General features: G+C 62.8%; 11 protein-coding genes, 1 tRNA gene, 2 rRNA genes and 2 pseudogenes (1 of these 16 only partly in view). 11 read left to right on the forward strand and 5 right to left on the reverse strand.

The window, feature by feature from the left end:
• From P3R82_RS27810 to P3R82_RS27825, 4 genes are all read left to right on the forward strand, one after another.
• A 23S ribosomal RNA gene (locus P3R82_RS27810) occupies positions 1-1,429 on the forward strand (it extends 1,372 nt beyond the left edge of the window).
• A 184-nt stretch (positions 1,430-1,613) separates the two neighbouring features.
• A 5S ribosomal RNA gene (gene rrf, locus P3R82_RS27815) occupies positions 1,614-1,728 on the forward strand.
• Between the two features lie 238 nt (positions 1,729-1,966).
• Positions 1,967-2,043, forward strand: a tRNA-Met gene (locus P3R82_RS27820).
• Between the two features lie 181 nt (positions 2,044-2,224).
• Positions 2,225-2,860 carry an alpha/beta family hydrolase gene (locus tag P3R82_RS27825; protein WP_283196092.1) on the forward strand — a complete coding sequence of 212 codons (636 nt, stop codon included), beginning with the start codon at positions 2,225-2,227 and terminating at the stop codon, positions 2,858-2,860.
• Positions 2,861-3,042: 182 nt separating this feature from the next.
• Here P3R82_RS27825 and P3R82_RS27830 read toward each other — a convergent pair whose 3' ends face one another.
• Both P3R82_RS27830 and P3R82_RS27835 read right to left on the reverse strand, forming a co-directional pair.
• Positions 3,043-5,286: a glycoside hydrolase family 2 TIM barrel-domain containing protein gene (locus tag P3R82_RS27830; RefSeq protein WP_283196093.1), complete on the reverse strand. Its 2,244-nt coding sequence runs from the start codon at positions 5,284-5,286 to the stop codon at positions 3,043-3,045.
• A 93-nt stretch (positions 5,287-5,379) separates the two neighbouring features.
• Positions 5,380-6,291 carry an SMP-30/gluconolactonase/LRE family protein gene (locus P3R82_RS27835; protein WP_283196094.1) on the reverse strand — a complete coding sequence of 304 codons (912 nt, stop codon included), beginning with the start codon at positions 6,289-6,291 and terminating at the stop codon, positions 5,380-5,382.
• Positions 6,292-6,546: 255 nt separating this feature from the next.
• Between P3R82_RS27835 and P3R82_RS27840 the strand changes: the two genes are divergently transcribed.
• The 6 genes and pseudogenes from P3R82_RS27840 (at position 6,547) to P3R82_RS27865 (ending at position 14,959) form a co-directional block, all read left to right on the forward strand.
• The gene (locus P3R82_RS27840; protein ID WP_283196095.1) at positions 6,547-7,767 is read left to right on the forward strand and encodes an adenylate/guanylate cyclase domain-containing protein; all 1,221 of its coding nucleotides are present in this window, start codon (positions 6,547-6,549) and stop codon (positions 7,765-7,767) included.
• Between the two features lie 178 nt (positions 7,768-7,945).
• Positions 7,946-8,377: an OsmC family protein gene (locus P3R82_RS27845; protein WP_018902456.1), complete on the forward strand. Its 432-nt coding sequence runs from the start codon at positions 7,946-7,948 to the stop codon at positions 8,375-8,377.
• 360 nt (positions 8,378-8,737) lie between these two features.
• Complete coding sequence (locus tag P3R82_RS27850; protein WP_283196096.1) at positions 8,738-9,346, forward strand: TetR family transcriptional regulator; 609 nt, start codon at positions 8,738-8,740, stop codon at positions 9,344-9,346.
• 58 nt (positions 9,347-9,404) lie between these two features.
• Positions 9,405-10,552: pseudogene (locus tag P3R82_RS27855) on the forward strand (efflux RND transporter periplasmic adaptor subunit).
• A 24-nt stretch (positions 10,553-10,576) separates the two neighbouring features.
• Positions 10,577-13,720: an efflux RND transporter permease subunit gene (locus tag P3R82_RS27860; protein WP_283196097.1), complete on the forward strand. Its 3,144-nt coding sequence runs from the start codon at positions 10,577-10,579 to the stop codon at positions 13,718-13,720.
• A 288-nt stretch (positions 13,721-14,008) separates the two neighbouring features.
• Positions 14,009-14,959 carry an IS110 family transposase gene (locus P3R82_RS27865; protein ID WP_283196098.1) on the forward strand — a complete coding sequence of 317 codons (951 nt, stop codon included), beginning with the start codon at positions 14,009-14,011 and terminating at the stop codon, positions 14,957-14,959.
• Between the two features lie 127 nt (positions 14,960-15,086).
• Here P3R82_RS27865 and P3R82_RS27870 read toward each other — a convergent pair whose 3' ends face one another.
• The 3 genes and pseudogenes from P3R82_RS27870 to P3R82_RS27880 all read right to left on the reverse strand — a co-directional run bounded on the left by P3R82_RS27870 (position 15,087) and on the right by P3R82_RS27880 (position 18,071).
• Positions 15,087-16,007: an ROK family protein gene (locus P3R82_RS27870; protein ID WP_283196099.1), complete on the reverse strand. Its 921-nt coding sequence runs from the start codon at positions 16,005-16,007 to the stop codon at positions 15,087-15,089.
• Positions 16,008-16,081: 74 nt separating this feature from the next.
• Positions 16,082-17,415, reverse strand: a pseudogene (locus tag P3R82_RS27875) (ATP-binding protein).
• Positions 17,412-18,071, reverse strand: a complete 660-nt coding sequence (locus P3R82_RS27880; RefSeq protein WP_283196100.1) for a response regulator — start codon at positions 18,069-18,071, stop codon at positions 17,412-17,414. Before P3R82_RS27880 ends, P3R82_RS27875 begins: the two are co-directional and overlap by 4 nt.
• A gap of 249 nt (positions 18,072-18,320) precedes the next feature.
• On the opposite strand from P3R82_RS27880, the gene P3R82_RS27885 reads away from it, so the two are divergent.
• Entirely contained in the window at positions 18,321-19,271 is a 951-nt protein-coding gene (locus P3R82_RS27885) for a sugar-binding transcriptional regulator (protein ID WP_283196101.1), read from the forward strand.
• Positions 19,272-19,344: the final 73 nt, after the last annotated feature.

The following is a 19,344-nucleotide window of genomic DNA, read 5'->3' on the forward strand; positions in this document are numbered from 1 at the left end:
GAGCAGGGTTAGCCGGCCCCTAAGGCGAGGCGGAAACGCGTAGTCGATGGGAACCACGTTAATATTCGTGGGCCTGGTGGTAGTGACGGATTGCGTAACTTGTATTCACTTATTGGATTGTGGGTGCAGGGAAGCGGTTCCAGGAAATAGCTCCATCATTATAGACCGTACCCGAAACCGACACAGGTGGTCAGGTAGAGTATACCAAGGCGCTTGAGAGAACTATGTTGAAGGAACTCGGCAAATTGCACGCGTAACTTCGGAAGAAGCGTGACCCCATTGTACGCAAGTGTGATGGGGTGGCACAGACCAGGGGGTAGCGACTGTTTATCAAAAACACAGGGCTCTGCGAAGTCGCAAGACGACGTATAGGGTCTGACGCCTGCCCGGTGCTGGAAGGTTAAAGGGAGAGGTGCAAGCTTTGAACTGAAGCCCCAGTAAACGGCGGCCGTAACTATAACGGTCCTAAGGTAGCGAAATTCCTTGTCGGGTAAGTTCCGACCTGCACGAATGGCGTAACGACTTCCCCGCTGTCTCCAACATAGACTCAGTGAAATTGAATTCCCCGTGAAGATGCGGGGTTCCTGCGGTCAGACGGAAAGACCCCGTGCACCTTTACTATAGCTTTACACTGGCATTCGTGTCGGCATGTGTAGGATAGGTGGTAGGCTTTGAAGCGGGGACGCCAGTTTCCGTGGAGCCATCCTTGAAATACCACCCTTATCGTCATGGATGTCTAACCGCGGTCCGTTATCCGGATCCGGGACAGTGTATGGTGGGTAGTTTGACTGGGGCGGTCGCCTCCGAAAGAGTAACGGAGGCGCGCGATGGTGGGCTCAGACCGGTCGGAAATCGGTCGTCGAGTGCAATGGCATAAGCCCGCCTGACTGCGAGACTGACAAGTCGAGCAGAGACGAAAGTCGGTCATAGTGATCCGGTGGTCCCGCGTGGAAGGGCCATCGCTCAACGGATAAAAGGTACGCCGGGGATAACAGGCTGATGACCCCCAAGAGTCCATATCGACGGGGTTGTTTGGCACCTCGATGTCGGCTCATCGCATCCTGGGGCTGGAGCAGGTCCCAAGGGTTTGGCTGTTCGCCAATTAAAGCGGTACGTGAGCTGGGTTCAGAACGTCGTGAGACAGTTCGGTCCCTATCTGCCGTGGGTGTAGGAATATTGACAGGATCTGTCCCTAGTACGAGAGGACCGGGATGGACATATCTCTGGTGGACCTGTTGTCGTGCCAACGGCATAGCAGGGTAGCTACATATGGAATGGATAACCGCTGAAGGCATCTAAGCGGGAAACCAACCTGAAAACGAGTATTCCCTATCAGAGCCGTGGAAGACGACCACGTTGATAGGACGGGTGTGGAAGCGCAGCAATGTGTGAAGCTTACCGTTACTAATAGCTCGATCGGCTTAATTGTTCTCATTGATAATGCTCATCTCAAGGCAAGCGCGAAGCGCTTGGCCTGACAGAGCGAAGGCGAAGCCTTTGCGATACGGGCCCGGCGAACACGCAGTGTTCGGCCGGTTGTCGCCTGAGACGTGTTCAAGACAAAACGAGGCCTGACAGGCCTCACCAGCTTCTCAATTGTTGCGCTTCGCTGACCTGGTGGTTATGGCGGGGCGGCTGCACCCGTTCCCATTCCGAACACGGCCGTGAAACGCCCCTGCGCCTATGGTACTTCGTCTTAAGACGCGGGAGAGTCGGTCGCTGCCAGGTCTGCTAAACGCAACAAAAAATCTTCTCATCACATGACGGCCAAGGCCGAAACAAAAGGGCCGCCTAAAGCGGTCCTTTCTGCTTTAAGGCCCATATACAGAATGAAACTTCGACGCACCTGATCTATAATGGTGCGTCCCTCACAGGAACAAAACCCAATAGGGTTTTGCTCCGGTAGGAGGCATAACCGCTTCGCGGTTAGGCCGCCGCGCCATTCGGCAAAGCCGAATGCGCTGGACGCGGGGTGGAGCAGCCCGGTAGCTCGTCAGGCTCATAACCTGAAGGCCGCAGGTTCAAATCCTGCCCCCGCAACCAATCATTCCAAAGACTGAAATCACATAAGACAAGACAAACAAAGCCCGCAAAACGCGGGATTTTGGCGTTCGCGAAAGGCCGCGGGGTTCAAATTCCGCACTCGCAACCAAATCCCCATGCAGACACAGCGACAACGCACAATGGTCCGCGACGGCTGCGATTTTGTGTGTAAGGTCGGCACATGACCCAATCCTTTCTGATCACAGGTCCCGACGATGCGCGCGTTACCCTGCTTATGGCGCATGGCGCCGGGGGCGCGATGGATTCGGCGGCGATGACGCGGGCGGCCGATGCGATCGGCGGGGCGGGGCTGCGCGTGGTTCGCTTCGAGTTCGGCTATATGGCCGAGCGGCGATCGTCGGGGCGCAGGCCGCCGGCGCCGAAGGCCGAGCGATTGATATCCGAGTATCTCGCCGCCGTCGACGCGCTTGGCGCGCCGCCCCGGCTGATCATCGGGGGCAAGTCGATGGGCGGCCGGGTTGCCAGCATGGTGGCGGACGATCTCTTCCGGGCCGGGCGGATAGTCGGGCTGTTCTGCCTCGGCTATCCCTTCCATCCGATCGGCAAGCCGGAGCAACTGCGCACGGCGCATCTACGACACTTGTCGACGCCGACGCTGATCTGCCAGGGGACGCGCGATCCGTTCGGGACACGCGACGAGGTCGCGGGCTATGGTCTCGCCGAGACGATCGAGATTGCCTGGTTCGAGGACGGCGATCATGACCTCACGCCGCGCAAGACGATCTCGGGCTTTTCGGCCGGCGATCACCTCGCGACAATGGCGGCGCGGCTCGCCGGTTGGAGCAACGCCTTGTAAACGCAATCATGCGGTTGAAATGGCATTTCCACCGGCATCCGGCCAGGCAGGGAGCGCCGGCCGGTGCCTGACGAGGTCCTGCCTCGGTGCCGGTCGTAACCGACGTGACACGGGCTCTGTGCGACTCTCTGCCGTGACCGCCGGCGTCACAGCCTCGGCCGTCTCTGCCGAGGCATCGTCGGTCAGACCGCCGCCAGGGTCAGCCGCACCGGGCCGAAGCGGGGGCAGGTGGCCTCGAGCACGATCTCGCCGGTGAGGCCCGTGGTCTCGATCCAGAGACCGGCCGTGCCGCCCTGGAGCGGGATGGTGCTGGGGCCGACGATCTTCGCCGGGCCGGTGATGGCCATCGTCACCACTTCGTTCAGGAACGGCAGGCGCTGGCCCTGCTGGTCGAGCGCGCGCAGCACGATGCGGGTGGTGTCGCGTTCGCGCGCCTTCAGCCGGGTGCTGTCGGCGATCACCTGCAGCGTTGTCGGCAGCGGATCGGCGACCAGCGTCAGCCGCGCCGCGGGCGCGCCGTCGACATAGCCGGCGAAGCTGCCGTCGATCCATTTCTGGCCCCAGATGCCGAGTTCGTCGGCGGTGAAGTGGCGGTGGTCGAAGACGACGGGCGGATGCGGCAGGTGCGGGAAGTTCTCGTAGTCGGGGCCGACGCGCTTGGTCACCGAGCCGTAGGTCAGCTCGACCTCGTCACAATTGGTCAGCACGATCAAGGGGAGCACGCCGCCGATGTTGCGTTCGCCGCGCGCCCAGAAGGTGACCGGCTTCATGATTACGTCTTCGGAGGGTTCGCACTGGCTGGCATAGGCGTAAGCGGCGAATTTCGGTTCGCGGAACATGTCCATGACGCCGTGATAGCAGATGCGGTCGCCGGAGCCGAAATCCTTGTGGGTGTTGTAGTCGAACATGCACCAGCCGATGGCGCCCGCTATGTCGGGATCGCCATAGGCGGCGTTCAGCACTTCGAGGTGGCGGCGGACATGCTCGGCCTGGCGCGCTTCCTGGTCGTAGATCTTGGTCGGGTACATGTGACCGCCGAATTCGGTGATCATGTACGGCACCTTGTAGGAGAGGCCGGTACTTTCCTGCTGCGGCCGCAGCGGCGTGCGCGGGCGGTTGGCGCCGGGCAGCTCCTCGTTGCCGAGGATGAAGTCGTTCATCGTGTAGACGTCCTCGAGCAGCTCGCTATCGGTGATATAGCGAACGCCGCCGGTCGGGCGGGTGGGGTCGAGCTCACGGGCGAGCCGGTTGGTCTCGGCATAGAAGTGGTGGCTATCCTGGCTCTCGTTGATGCGCACGCCCCAGATGACGATCGAGGGGTGGTTCCAGTCGCGCTCGATCATCCGGCGGACGTTGCGGATCGATTCATGCTGCCATTCCTGGTCGCCGATATGCTGCCATCCGGGGATCTCCTCGAACACGAGGAGGCCGATCTTGTCGCAGCGGTCGAGAAACCACTTCGATTGCGGATAGTGCGAGGTGCGGACCATGTTGCACTTCAGCACGGATTTCATGATGTCGGCGTCGCGTTCCTGGGCGGAGCGGCCGGCGGCATAGCCGACATAGGGGAAGGACTGGTGGCGGTTGAGGCCGCGCAGCTTCAGCGGGCGGCCGTTCAGCCTGAAGCCTTCAGCGGTGAACTCGGCGGTGCGGAAGCCGAAGCTGGTCGTCAGCCTGTCGGAACCATGGCTGGTCTTGAGCTCAACCGTCATCCGGTAGAGTTCCGGATTGTCGATATCCCAGAGCGCGATACCGGTGAGGCCGTCGAAATCGAGCGTTGCGTCGTCGCCGGTCGTGTCCGTCGCGGCGGTGGCCAGCACATTGCCATCGATATCGGCAAGCGAGGCGGTCAGCGTGCCGAGGAAGGGCACGTTGCGAGGATTGGCGAGATGGACGCGCACGGAGGCGGATTTTTCTTCGGCCAGCACGCTCGTGGTCTCGATCTTGACATTGCGGATCGAGACGGGATCGGTGACCTTCAGCCACACCTCGCGATAGATGCCCGCATAGGTCAGATAGTCGATGGCGCCGCCGAAGGGCGGGATGGCGGGGTTCTCGCTGCCGTCGATGGTGACTGATATCAGATTGTCGCCGCGCTGAAGGCCGTTGGTCAGGCGCGCCTCGAAGGGCGTGTAGCCATCCTTGTGGGCGATGATCTCCTCGCCGTTGAGATAGACCACGGCGTCGGCCATGGCGGCGTCGAACACAAGCGAGACCTCGCGGCCCTCGAATTCCGGCATCCAGCGCAGCAGCTTCTGATAGGTGAAGGCGCGCTGGTAGCTTGCTTCATCGACATAGTTGAACGGCAGCTCGACCGCCGTATGCGGCAGGTTGACGATGACACGGCCGTCGAAATCGCGCAGCAGATGCTGGCCGGCACCCTCATGGAAAGCCCAGGATTCGTTATAGGGAACGATGGAACGCATGTCAGTTTCTCACGGCGGTAACGATATCGGGGACGGAGGCGCAGCGGCGGCGTAACAAGCGGCCCCGGCTGCACGTTCAATGTCGGTTTTGGCTTACGGGTACTGGGCGCCGTTGGTCGTTAAGTAAATGGCGTAGAGCGATTGCGTCGCGGTTATGAACAGACGGTTTTTCTTCTGGCCACCGAAGGTGACGTTGGAGACCGTCTGCGGCACCTTGATCTTGCCGATGAGGGTTCCATCGGGCGCGAAGCAGTGGACGCCGTCGGCCGCACTGCTCCAGAGGTTGCCGGCGACATCGAAGCGGAAGCCATCGGGCACGCCCTTGTCGATCGAGCAGAAGTAGCGGCTGTTGGTCAGCTTGCGGTCGTCGATCACGTCGAAGACGCGGATATGGCGCGGCACCTCGTGGTTCGAGGAGCCTGAATCCGCGATATAGAGCTGCTTTTCATCCGGAGAGAAGGCAAGCCCGTTGGGCTGGATGAAGTCGGTAGCGACCGCTTCGATTTCGCCGGTTCCGGCATCGATGCGGTAGACGTTTCTGGTTTCCTGCTCGGGCTCGGCCTTGTGGCCTTCATAATCGGACATGATGCCGTAGCTCGGATCGGTGAACCAGATGGAGCCGTCGGAGCGGACGACGACGTCGTTCGGCGAATTCAGGCGCTTGCCCTTGTAGCGATCGGCGAGCACGGTGATGCGGCCATCCGGCTCGGTGCGGGTGACGCGGCGGCCGCCATGTTCGCAGGAGACCAGCCGCCCCTGGCGATCGCGGGTGTTGCCGTTGACATAGTTGGACGGGGAGCGGAAGACCGAGGCGCCGCCGTCCGGTACCCAGCGCATGATGCGCTCATTGGGGATGTCGCTCCAGAGAAGGCAGTTGAGATCGGAGAACCAGACGGGACCCTCGGCCCAGCGGCATCCGGAATAGAGTTCCTCCAGCCTGGCGCTGCCCGCGATCAGGCGGTTGAAACGATCGTCACGGATGTCGTAAAGCGCATCTTGCGACACAGGCTGCTCCTCCCAAAGCGATTTGACCTTCTTCGTAAACGTAAACGAAGCGGCGTGCCAGAGCCCCGCCGCGCAAAAGGCCCGCGCCTGGCCATTTTTGAAGTACGGCTGTGGCGTCCCTGTCGGCATCCTTGTCGGTGGTCGGAATCATCACACCTTATGACATGAGGGCGGGACATGACGTTTGTCAGCTTTGCCGTTTCGTCGGCCGTCAAATCACGTTAAGGCTATTCTATCAGACAAGGTGAATGTGGCATGGAATACAGCGATATCGGTACGGTTGCGGCGTGGCTGACGGAGCAGGGGCTGAATGGCGCGACCGAATCCGAGCTGCTGACCGGCTTCTGCGAGACCTGCCGAAGGCTTGGCCTTCCGCTCGACCGTAGCCTGGCGCTGATGGATACGCTGCACCCGGTTCACGAGGGGCGTGCTTTTCGCTGGGATAGCGAGGAAGATGTCGAGGCGGAGTTCGCCTATGGCCCGATGGGTGGCGATGGGAACTCGCTGGAAAACTGGCAGCGCTCGGCCTTCTATCATCTTTGGGCGGGCACCGATAACGAGGTTCGCCGCCGGCTGGGGTTCGGCGATCCGGCCGATTTCTACATGCTGGATACGATGCAGGCGGAAGGGCATACCGATTTCGTCGCGATGGTACGCAAGTTCGAAAAGGCCGGTACGATCGGCGAGATGGATTGCTTCTTCGCGCATTTTGTCACGCGCCATCCGGAAGGATTTTCCGATCATCACATGATGATCCTGCGCAAGCTGGTGCCGGTGCTGGCGCTCGCCATCAAGTGCATCGCGCTCGGGCGCATCGCCCGCACGATCGCCGAGGTCTATCTCGGCGAGGACGCGGCGCGGCAGGTACTGGATGGCAAGATCAGCCGCGGCAAGTCGGAACGGATTTCGGCGGTGCTGTGGTTCTCCGACCTGGTGAACTACACGAAGATCTCGGACAGCGCCTCGCCCGAGGAAATCCTGCCGATGCTGAACGCCTACAGCGATCTTGTTATCACGGCGGTGCATGAGGCCGGCGGCAATGTGCTGAAGCTGATCGGCGACGGGGTGCTGGCGATCTTCAAGGCCGATGCACCCGCCGATGCCTGTTCGGCGGCGCTGAAGGCCGAGCGGATGCTGCACGAAAGATTGGTGAGGCTGAACAACGAGCGCGCCTTCGAGGAGCGGCCGACCACCGACGTCTATATCGGCCTGCATATCGGCGACGTCTTCTATGGCAATATCGGCAGCCAGGAACGGCTCGATTTCACGGTCATCGGTCCCGCCGTCAACGAGGTCAGCCGCATCGCCTCGCTCTGCCGGTCGGTCGATTTCAACGTGCTGATGTCGTCCGATTTCGCCGCCGCCGTTCCCGAGACGGAGCGTGGCGCGCTTGCCTGCGTCGGGCGCTACGCGCTACGCGGCGTGCAGCGGCCGCAGGAACTCTTCACGCTGGAGACCGCCGGCACCATCCGCTGATCAGCGCAGCACTGCCGGTGATGGCGATGTCGGCGGTCGGCGCAATCAAATTTTACAAGACTGTCGCCTTCCTGGATTAGAGACTTATATCCTCGGGCGAAGGGGTTTTCGCGCCTCTTGACCGGATGACGCGGCGGGTCGCCGCGTTGGAGAACACTCAGTCCAACAGGAGAACGGCATGCAGATCAATCGCACAGGTTCCGCACAGTGGTCGGGCGGCATCAAGGACGGCAAGGGTCAGATCTCGACGCAGAGCGGCGCGCTCAAATCCTACCCTTATGGCTTTGCCAGCCGCTTCGAAGGTCTCCCGGGCACCAATCCCGAAGAACTGATCGGTGCCGCCCATGCCGGCTGCTTCACCATGGCGCTGTCGCTGATCCTCGGCGAGGCGGGCTTTACCGCGACCAGCATGGAAACGACGGCGAAGGTGACGCTCGAAAGCGTCGAGGGCGGCTTTGCGATCAGCGCCATCCTGCTGACGCTGCGCGGCACGGTTCCCAACTGCGACGAAAAGACCTTCATTGAGCTCGCCGGCAAGGCCAAGGCGGGTTGCCCGGTTTCCAAGGCGCTGGCCGCGGTGCCGATCACGCTGGATGCGCAGCTCGCGTAAGCGGGGATTGATCGATGGTTCGAGATGCCGCGGTGCTTTGTGCCGCGGCATTTTCCGTTCATGGGTGCGGTGAAGACCCCTCCCCAACCTTCCCCACAAGGGGGGAGGGGCTAAGCCGTGGCATCGTCTGTGCCCAATTCTCTCGTACCGGTGGTTGAGAGCTTGCGGCTTTAGGCAGGGCATCGCGCCCAGCAAGCCCCTCCCCCTTGTGGGGAGGGGTTGGGGAGGGGCCTTTTGATTGCACAGCAACATTCCTCACCCACCCCATACCGCAATGCAAAAGATTGACAACTGTCGCCTGATGCCTTACGACTGACGAAATTCAAAAATCGTCAGTCGTAAATCAACACGGCAGAAATCATGAACGACACCGCTGAAAGCATTCTCGAAGCCACCCGACAGGAGAATGCCACCCGCATTCTCGATGCGGCCGAGCGGCTGTTTCGTCACTATGGCTACTCCAAGACCACGGTCGCCGATATTGCCCGCGATCTCGGCATGTCGCCGGCCAACGTCTATCGCTTCTTCTCCTCGAAAATCGAAATCCACCAGGCGATCTGCGGACGGATGCTCGCGGCGAGCTACGAGCAGGCCTATGAGATCTGCCATCTGCCGCTCAGAGCGTCGGAGCGGCTGAGCCGTTTCGTGCGCGGACAATACGAGATGACGGTCGAGACCATGCTCGACCAGGAAAAGGTGCACGAGATGGTGGTCGTCGCCATCGAGCGCGACTGGCATGTCATCGAAAAGCATGTCGACAGCATTCAAGATCTGCTGGCCGAAGTCATCCAACAGGGTATCAACGCCGGCGAGTTCGCCGATCAGGATCCCGCCGTCGCCTCGCGCTGCTTTGGTGCCGCCACGGTGACCCTCTGCCACCCGATCATGGTGGCGCAATGTCTTGCCAAGACCAACCGCGCGACGGTGGACGAGCTGATCGATTTCTCGATCCGCGCGCTGAAGAAATAGGCCTGGCGCCAGACCGCCAGGCACATCAACAAACATAATCATTTCAGGAGTGCGAAAGATGATTTCGCTGAAGACAGTCAGGTTGCCGTCCGTTGCCAGTTTCGCGCTTCTTGGCGCCGTATCGCTCGCCGTTTCCGGCTGCAGCGAAGATAAGAAGGCGGAGACCAAGGAAATCTTGCGGCCGGTGAAGGTCGTGGAGATCACCAAGGCCGGCGAGACCCGCGCGCTCGATTATTCGGGTGCGGTCAAGGCGCGCGTCGAGATGAACCTCGGCTTCCGCGTTGCCGGCAAGATCACCGAGCGGCGCGTCAACATCGGCGACCGCGTCCAGCCCGGCGACGTGATCGCGCGCATCGACGCCACCGACTACGAACTCGCGACGAAGACCGCGGAGGCAAATCTGGCGGCCGCCGAAAAGGGTGTCGGCACGGCTGATCTCGCCAACAAGCGCGCGCAACAGCTGTTCGACAAGAGCGTGACGGCCAAGTCGCAGCTCGAGCAGGCATCGCTCAGCTACGATCAGGCCGTATCCACCCGCGACGCGGCTCGCTCCTCGCTCGACCAGGCGCGAAACCAGGTGAGCTATGCCGAGCTCAAGGCCGACCAGAGCGGTATCGTCACAGCGATCAGCGCCGATACCGGCACGGTTGTCGCCGCCGGCACGCCGGTCGCGACAGTCGCGCTCGACGGCGAAAAGGAAGTGCAGATCGCGGTGCCGGAAAACGACATCGCCGAGTTCAAGCCGGGCAAGACTGTCAAGGCGAGCTTTTGGTCCTCGGCCAAGCTCGTTCTCGACGGCAAGGTGCGCGAAGTCTCGGGCAGTGCCGATGCGCAGTCGCGCACGTTCGCGGTTCGCGTGAGCCTGCCCAACGACGATCGCGTCCTCCTCGGCATGACGGCGACGATCGAGGCCAGCGTCAGCAACGCCAACACCGATGTCGCCATTCCGCTCGCGGCTCTCGCCGAGAAGGACGGCAGGAAGATCGTCTGGGTGGTCGATCGCGACCAGCAGACCGTGAGTGCCCGAGATGTCACGGTCGCCGACTTCACCGGCGACGGCGTCAGCATTTCGGACGGCTTGAAGACCGGCGATCTCGTCGTTGCCGCGGAACGCAGTTCATGACCGACAATCTCAAGGTGAAGCTGCCCGGCCAGCAATCGGCATCGGCCGAGGCTACAGCCGAGACCGGCGACGTCGTTCGCTAAGCGGTCAGGAGAGGGAACGGGACAATGGACAATTCCACCACCGAGAAGAAGCCCTTCAACCTGTCGCGCTGGGCGATCGGCCATCCGAGCATCGCGCGCTTCCTGTTCGGGCTCATCCTGATCACCGGCGTGCTCGGGCTGATGCGCATGGGGCAGAAGGAAGATCCCGATTTCACCTTCCGCGTCATGGTCGTGCAGGCCGTGTGGCCGGGCGCCTCCATCCAGGAGATGGAAGACCAGGTGGTCAACAAGATCGAGCGCAAGCTGCAGGAAACACCGAGTATCGACTGGGTGAAATCCTATACGCGCGCCGGATCGGCCGTCATCACGCTGCAGGTCAAGGGCGATACCAACGCCGCTCAGGTCGCCGACGCCTTCTACCAGGTGCGCAAGAAAGTCGGCGATATCTCCAACCAGCTGCCATCCGGCCTGCTCGGCCCCTATTTCAACGACGAGTTCGGCGACACCTTCATCACGCTGCAATCGATCAGCGGCGATGGCTACAGCTTTCCGGAGCTGAAGAAATTCGCAATCCAGGCGCGCGACATGCTGTTGACGACGCCGGGTGTCGAGAAGGCCGTGATCATCGGCGATCAGCCGGAGAAGCTCTATATCGACGTCTCCTCGCAAGCACTCGCCGAACGTGGCCTGACGATCCTCGACCTGCAGAACGCCATCAAGGGGCAGAACAGCGTCGATCCCGCGGGCTCCGTCGATACCGGCACGCGCTCGGTGCGCATCGCCGTCGAAGGCGACGTGACCAAGGCCGCCGATATCCGCGAACTCAGACTCAAGGCCGGCAACCAGGTGACGCGCCTTGGCGATATCGCCACCGTCTATTCCGGGCTTGAAGACCCATACCAGAAGAAGTACCGGTTCAACGGCCGCGAGAGCGTTCAGGTCGGTGTCGTCATGGCCAAGGGCTACAAGGTCACCGATGTCGGCAAGGATGTCGCGGCGACCTATGAGCGCTTCGAACAGGCGCTGCCCTACGGCGTTTCCGTCGACCAGATCTCCAACCAGCCCGATGTCGTCACCGAGGCGGTGGGCGAATTCATGCGGGCGCTGGCCGAAGCGCTGGTCATCGTCCTGATCGTCTCCTTCCTTTCAATCGGCTGGCGTTCGGGTCTGGTCATCGCCATCGCCATTCCGCTGGTGCTGGCCGCCACCTTCGCCATCATGTACGAACTCGGCATCGACCTGCAGCGCATCTCGCTCGGCGCCCTCATCATCGCGCTCGGGCTGCTCGTCGACGACGCGATGATCGTGGTCGAACTCATGGAGCGCAAGCTCGAAGAGGGGCTGGTGAAGATAGAGGCGGCGAGCTTCGCCTATTCCTCCACGGCTTTTCCGATGCTCACGGGCACGCTGATCACCACGGCCGGGTTCATTCCCGTCGGCTTCGCGGCATCCACCGCCGGCGAATATGTCCGCACGCTGTTCTACGTCGTCGGTATCGCGCTCGTCGTCTCGTGGTTCGTGGCCGTCTACTTCACGCCGTGGCTCGGCTACATGATCCTGAAGCAGCGCCAGCATGCCGGCGGCGATCATCACGATGCCTTCGACACGCGCTTCTACCATCGTCTCAGGGCAACCGTGAGCTGGGCCGTACGCCATCGGATCATCGTGGTCGCGATGACGCTGGTGACGTTCATGACCAGCCTCTGGGCCTTCCAGTTCATCCCGCAGAACTTCTTCCCGCAATCCTCGCGTCCCGAGATCCTCGTCGATCTGTGGCTGCCGGAGGGGACCAGCATCAAGGAGGTCGAGAAGCAGGCGAAGGCGCTCGAAGCCAGGATCATGGACGACACGGACAAGAAGTTCGTCGCCACCTATATCGGCGAAGGCGCGCCGCGCTTCTTCCTGCCGCTCGACCAGCAGCTTCCGAACCCGAATTTCGCGCAGCTGCTGATCATGGCCAATGACGAGCCGGCCCGCGAACGTTTGATCGTCAAGCTCAGGACCATTCTCGCCGAGGATTTCCCCGATATCCGCGGCAAGGTCGACCGCCTGTTCCTGGGTCCGCCGACCGGCTGGCCGGTGCAGATGCGCGTCATGGGCCCGGATCGCCAGGAAGTCCGCAGGATCGCCGACGAGGTGAAGGCCAAGTTCCAGGAAAATCCGCTGCTCGGCGCCATCCACGACGATTGGCTGGAGCAGGTGCCGGCGATGAAGCTGGTGATCGACCAGGATCGGGCGCGTGCGCTCGGCGTCACCTCGCAACGCGTCCGCCAGATGCTGCAGACCGCGATGTCCGGCGCGCCGCTCGACGATTTCCGCGATGGCGAGGAGACGGTTTCGATCGTCGCCCGCGAGCCGGAGGCCAACCGCTCGCTGCTGTCGGCGGTCAACTCGGTCTACGTGCCGACCGACTTCGGCGGCTTCGTGCCGGTCTCGCAGATCGCCAGGGTGGTGCCGGTCCTCGAGCAGGGCATCGAATGGCGGCGTGATCGCCTGCCGACCATCAGCGTCCGCGCGACGCTGCCCGATGGCGTGCAGTCGAACGACGTGGCCATGAAGATGTATGCCGATCTGCAGCCGCTGCGCGACAGCCTGCCGGCCGGCTACAATATCGAGATCCAGGGCGGTGCCGAGGATTCGGCCGAAAGCCAGGCCTCGATCGCCGCCAAGGCGCCGATCATGCTTGTCGTCATCGTGCTCCTTCTGATGGCGCAGCTGCAGCATTTCGGCAAGGCGATGCTGGTGCTTTCGACCGGCCCGCTCGGCATCATCGGCGCTGCCGCGGCACTCTTGATCTCGGGCGCGCCCTTCGGCTTCGTCGCCATCCTCGGCGTCATCGCGCTGCTGGGCATCATCATCCGCAATTCGATCATCCTGATCGACCAGATCGACCAGGACATCAAGGCGGGCATGCACCGGCAGGAGGCGATCGTCGGGGCGGCCGTGCGCCGTTTCCGTCCGATCATGCTGACGGCACTCACGGCTGTTCTGGCGTTGATCCCGATTTCGCGCGGCGTGTTCTGGGGACCACTCGCCTACGCCATGATGGGCGGCATCCTGGTCGCCACGGTGCTGACGATCCTGGTACTGCCGGCGGCTTACGCGATGTTCTTCGGCAAGGAGCCTAAGGGCAGGGAGGATGAGGCTTCATCCGGCGAGGACGATGCGGTGGATCACCGGCATCCGCCGGCGATAGCGGCGGAGTGAAAAATGCGGACGGCGCGGTGAGAACCGCGCCGTTTTTGTATGGGATTATCAATTGAGAACTGAGGGTGTGGCCCCCTCATCCGACCCTTCGGGCCACCTTCTTGGATGATCAAAATATGAGATAGTTGTTTCTGCCGGGCGGGTGGCCGCCCGCCCGGCAGTTGGTTGTCGGATCGTCACCTTCTCAGCCGTCAGGGGCTGTGGGGAGCAGGATCGCAACCGGCTCTTCATCAGGCCCGTGTGGTTGCAGGAACCTTGGGGTTCGTATCCAAGACAGGGACGACGAAGATGACCGATGATAGCATGATCTGTGCCGGAATCGATGTCGGCAAAAGCCATCTCGACATCGCCATCCATCCCGGTGACGCGCGGCTGCGGGTCACCTACGACGCGGCGGGCCTGAAGCGGCTCGACGCCTTTCTTCAAGAGCATGATGTCAAAAGGGTCGGCTTCGAAGCCTCCGGTGGCTACGAATGGCGGCTGATGGTGCATCTGCGGGGCAAGAAGCGCCCGGCGGCGCGCCTGCAGCCGGCGCAATTGCGGTACTTCGCCAGAAGCCGATTGCAGCGGGCCAAGAACGACCGGCTGGACGCCACGCTGATTGCTGTCTTCACCGCCAGTCTGAAGACGCTGCCGGTGCTGCCCGATGCCCGCTTCGACCGGCTTTCGGCCGAACTGACCTATCTGGAGCAGATCGAACAGCAGATCGCGCTGGTGAAGACATTCGCCGAGACCGCCGTGCCTGAGATCGTCAAGCGCCGCCACGCCCGCGAGATCGCCAGGCTCGAGACCTGCCGCAATGCGCATATGCTGCGGCTCGAAAAGCTGGTGCGCGACGACTCCGATCTGGCGCGGCGGCTCGATCTTTTGGTCTCCATCAAGGGGATCGGAATGCGCAGCGCGCTGTGCCTCGTCATTCGCATGCCCGAACTCGGCCATGCCGGCCGCAACGAGGTCGCCGCCCTTGCCGGTGTCGCACCCTATGATGACGACAGCGGCAAGCATCGCGGCAGGCGCCGGATCCAGGGCGGTCGCGAACGGCTGCGCAAGAGCCTTTTCATGTGCGCCTTCACCGCCAGCCGGCACAATCCGGATCTCGCGGCCTTCTACAAGCGGTTGCGCGGCAACGGCAAGGAGCACCTGTGCGCGGTCATCGCGGTGGCCCGCAAACTCGTCATTCTCGCCAACACAATCCTCACCCGACAGACCGAATGGACGCCGAAATATGTGAGAAGATGAGACATGGTTGCTCCCCGCTGGGGAGAAGGGGAGAAGCGGCACCCTCTGGGCTATTTTCCCCTCTCCCCTCGGGGAGAGGGTAGGGTGAGGGGGCTGCAAGCTCGTCGCCTTCGATTTGGGGTCGCCTCTACCCCAGCATCTCCGCTTCCGCCTTCAAGCCCAGGAGGGCCGCCCCGATCAGCCCCGGCTCGACGCGGCACTCGCTGCGCACGACGAGCGGGCGGTCGAACTTGCGCAGGATGCGCTGGCGCACGGCCTTGTCGAGCTCATGCAATAGCGGCTCGACATTGGAGAGGCCGCCGGCGACGGGGACGATGGTGGCGCCGGTGATGTTGACGGTCAGCGCCAGGGGCGAGGCGACGAGATCGATGTAGACGTCGATCGTGCGGGCCGCCTTTTCCTCGCCGCGCAGCCAGGCTCCGATGATCTCCTCGCTGGTCAAATCGAGGCCGTGAAGGGTCTTGTGCAGGCGTTCCATGCCGCGCGCGCCGCCCACCGAATCGACGCAGCCGCTCTGGCCGCAGCCACAGGCATAATGCGGGATTTCCACCGGCGGGTGGCCGGCGCGCAGCGCGACGATCGGGCCGTGGCCCCATTCGCCGGCGAAGCCGCCCGCCTCGTTGATCAGCCGGCCGTTGGCGATCACGCCGCCGCCGACGCCGGTGCCCAAGATGACGCCGAGCACGATGCGGTGGCCGCGACCGGCGCCGAGGCCGGCCTCGGCCATGGCGAAGCAGTCCGCGTCGTTGGCGACCAGCACCGGCACGCCCAGTTCGGCCTCGATATCGGCCGCGATGGTGCGCTGGTGGATGCAGGGAATGTTGGCGCAGGTGAGGAGCTGCGTATCGGGATCGACGACGCCGGCGATCGAGATCGACAGCAGCGTCGGCGTGCCGCCCGCTTCCGCGATGAAGGTTCTCAGCGTATCGACGAAGGCGCCGAAATCATCGAGTGGCGTCGGGCGGCGGCCGAGCGGCGTGATCTCGGTTTCGGAGAGGGCTACGCCGCCCTTGATCGCCGAGCCGCCGATGTCGAAGGAGATGATCATCCGTATTCTGCTTGTTCGAAACTGTCTCAATCTGCTCGCATCGTTCCCGGCGATTTGCAAGCCCAAACGATACGCTAAGCCGGCAGCGTGATGCGCGCCTCGAAACCCGAGGTCCGGCCGCTGGCCGGCGACATCAGGTCGAGCGTTCCTCCCATTTGCGCGACGATCCGCTCGGTGATGGCCAGGCCAAGCCCCGATCCCGACGCGCCGGTATTGCCGCGCCGAAAGCGCTTCTTGAGCATGGCGATATCCCGTTCCGGCACCAGCGGGCCGCCATTGACGACACGGACGACACCGTTCTGATCGAGGCTGACTTCGACGGGCAGTTGCCGGTCGCCGTGAACGAGCGCGTTTTCGATGAGATTGCGCAGGATGATGCCGAACGCGTCCATGTCGGCGTTTCGCACCAGCGTTGCGCCGGGCGCGGGCGCGTAGCGCAGCCGGCCTTGCGATCGATGGTCGCGTTCGTAATCGGTGACGATCATGTCGAGCACCGGGCGAAGATCCGTGGCGGTGGCGCTGCCGCCGATGCCTGCCTCGGCGCGGGCAAGCTGCAGCAACTTCTCGGCAAGACGCCCGAGATTGACCAGCGAGCTTTCGATCTGATTTGCCCGCGTCCGGGCCGGTCCCGGGGCAGTTCTTCGGAGAGGCGCTGCGTTTGCGCGAGCGCGCCGGCGATCGGCGTTCGCAATTCGTGAGCGCTGTTGGCGGTGAATTCGCGCTCGGATTCAAGCGCCGATCGCAGGCGCCCGAGCAGGAGGTTGACGGAGCGGGCGATCGGCTTCAGCTCCTTCGGCAGGCCGGCGCTCTCCAGCGCCGCCATGTTGCCGCCGTCCTTGGTGCCGATATCCCGGCGCAGCGCGTCGAGCGGCTTCAGGGCGCGGCCGACGATGAACCAGATGGCGAAGATGCTCGCCGGAATGAGCGCCACCAGCGGGATGAGCAGGGTGACCGCGCTTTCGCGCACGGCTTCGCGGCGGTTCTTGAAGCGGTCCGCGACCTGCAGGAAGAGCGTGCCGTCGGATGTCTTCTCCGTGTAGATGCGCTCGGTGGCGCTGTCGTAGAAGCCCGGCTCGAGCGGCGCCGGAAAAGGCTCCGACAGGGCGTCGTTGGAGCGCAGCAGGATCTTTCCGGATGCATCGCGAACCTGATAGGTCAGGTACTCGCTATTGGCGGCGCTGTTCAGCATCGCGATGCCATGCGGGTCGCCTAGGCCGCGCTGCTCCATGTCGTCAAGGATGAGCGCCAGCAGCCGCTCCGTGGTTTCCTGCTGGGCGCTGTCGAAGATCTCGTCGAACTCGTGCTGCATCACGCGGATGCTCAGCCCGATGGCGAGGAGCCAGAAGATGACCATCACCGTCGTCAGCGCGGTGATGAGCGGGCGGGTGATACTGCGTTCGCGCTTCATTTCGATCCGAGCGTATAGCCGATGCCGCGGGCCGTGCGGATGCGATCCTTGCCGATCTTCTTGCGCAGGCGGCTGACATAGACCTCGACCGTGTTGCTCTCTATTTCCGAGCCGAAGGCGTAAAGCGCCTCCTCGATGCGGTCCTTGGAGACGATGGCGCCGGGGCGGGCGGTCAACAGGTCGAGGACCGCCCATTCGCGGCTGGTGAGGATGACGGCGGCGCCGTCGACGGAGAGCTTGTGCTGTGGCCTGTTGATTTCGATATCGCCGATCTGCACCACCGGATGCGGGTTGGCGTCGTAGCGACGGGCCACGGCCATGATGCGGGCCTCGAGCTCGCCCAGATTGAAGGGTTTGACGAGATAGTCGTCGGCGCCGGCGTTCAGCCCTTCGATGCGGTCGGAAATCTGGTCGCGCGCGGTGAGGATGATGACGGGGGTGCGGATGTCGCGGCTGCGGAGCTTGCGCAGGAAATCGACGCCGCTGCCGTCGGGAAGGTTGAGGTCGAGCAGTACCAGTCCATACTCGACGGGACCCGTCGCGGCTTCCGCGTCGGCAAGGTTCTTGACCCAGTCGACGGCATGGAACGAGGCGGCGACGTGATCGCGCACGGCCTCGCCAATCATCTTGTCGTCCTCAACCAGCAGAATTCGCACGATTTCTTCCTCTGCGACACAGTTAGCGTGGCGGTCGATCTCAGGTCAAGCATGCCTTCGCGGGCAAAGATGGCGCGGCGATGGCGATTTGGAGAGCAGCCGCCGCGTGCACCGGACCTAAAATAGATTGTGCAATTTCTCAATGCACTCGACATTTGCCCGAATTTTGTTTTGATCTGGCGCGAACATAGCTTCAACCAAATGCTTTGCCGGCGAAAGCCGGTGCAGTCCGCGCGCAATGGATAGTCGATGGTGAAAAGGTCCGAAACTTCTGGTCGTCTCGATGACGCGGCGCGCGCCGGCTGGCTCTACTATGTCGCCGGGCGCACGCAGGACGAGATCGCCTCGTCCATGGGGATTTCGCGACAGTCGGCGCAGCGGCTCGTGTCGCTTGCCGTCGCCGAGCGACTGATCAAGGTGCGGCTCGATCACCCGATCGCCGCCTGTCTCGAGCTCGCCAACGCCGTGCGCGAGAAATACGGCCTGCGGCAGGTGGACATCGTGCCGAGCGATCCGGGCGCCGGTGCCGCGACAGTCGGCATCGCCGAGGCGGCGGCGGCCGAGATCGAACGCTGGCTGAAGAAGACCGACCCGATCGTTCTCGCCGTCGGGACCGGGCGAACGCTGAAGGCGGCGGTCGATCAGCTGCCGGCCATCGAATGCATCAACCACCGCATCGTCTCGCTCACCGGCAACATCGCGCCCGACGGATCGGCCGCCTATTACAACGTCATCTTCAGTATGGCCGATGCCGTCAAGGCGCGGCACTTCCCGATGCCGCTGCCGGTTCTGGTCACGTCCGCCGAGGAGCGCGAGACGCTGCATGCCCAGCAGCTGGTGCGCTCGACGCTGGACATGAGCGCGCAGGCCGACGTGACCTTCGTCGGTATCGGCGAACTCGGCATCGACGGGCCGCTCTGCGTCGACGGCTTCTTGGAGAAAGGCGAGATGATGGAGCTGATGGACAATGGCGCCGTGGGCGAGATCTGCGGCTGGATTTTCGACAGCGAAGGCAGGCTGCTCGACAACCCGATCAACGAGCGCGTCGCCTCCGCTCCGCTCCCCTCGCGTGACACCTCCGTCGTCATCGGCATCGGCAAGGGCAAACGCAAGATGAAGGCGATCAAGGCTGCCGTCACCGGCCATCAGATCAACGGTTTGATCACCGATGAAGAGGTCGCCGAGTATTTGCTCACCTAGTGGGCAAAAATTTATTTCATTTTGAATCAGCAGGATAGCTCGTCGTTTCGCGGCTGCAGCAACGATTGGAGCT

Source organism: Rhizobium sp. AN80A (assembly GCF_030053015.1).
GTDB lineage: Bacteria > Pseudomonadota > Alphaproteobacteria > Rhizobiales > Rhizobiaceae > Rhizobium > Rhizobium metallidurans.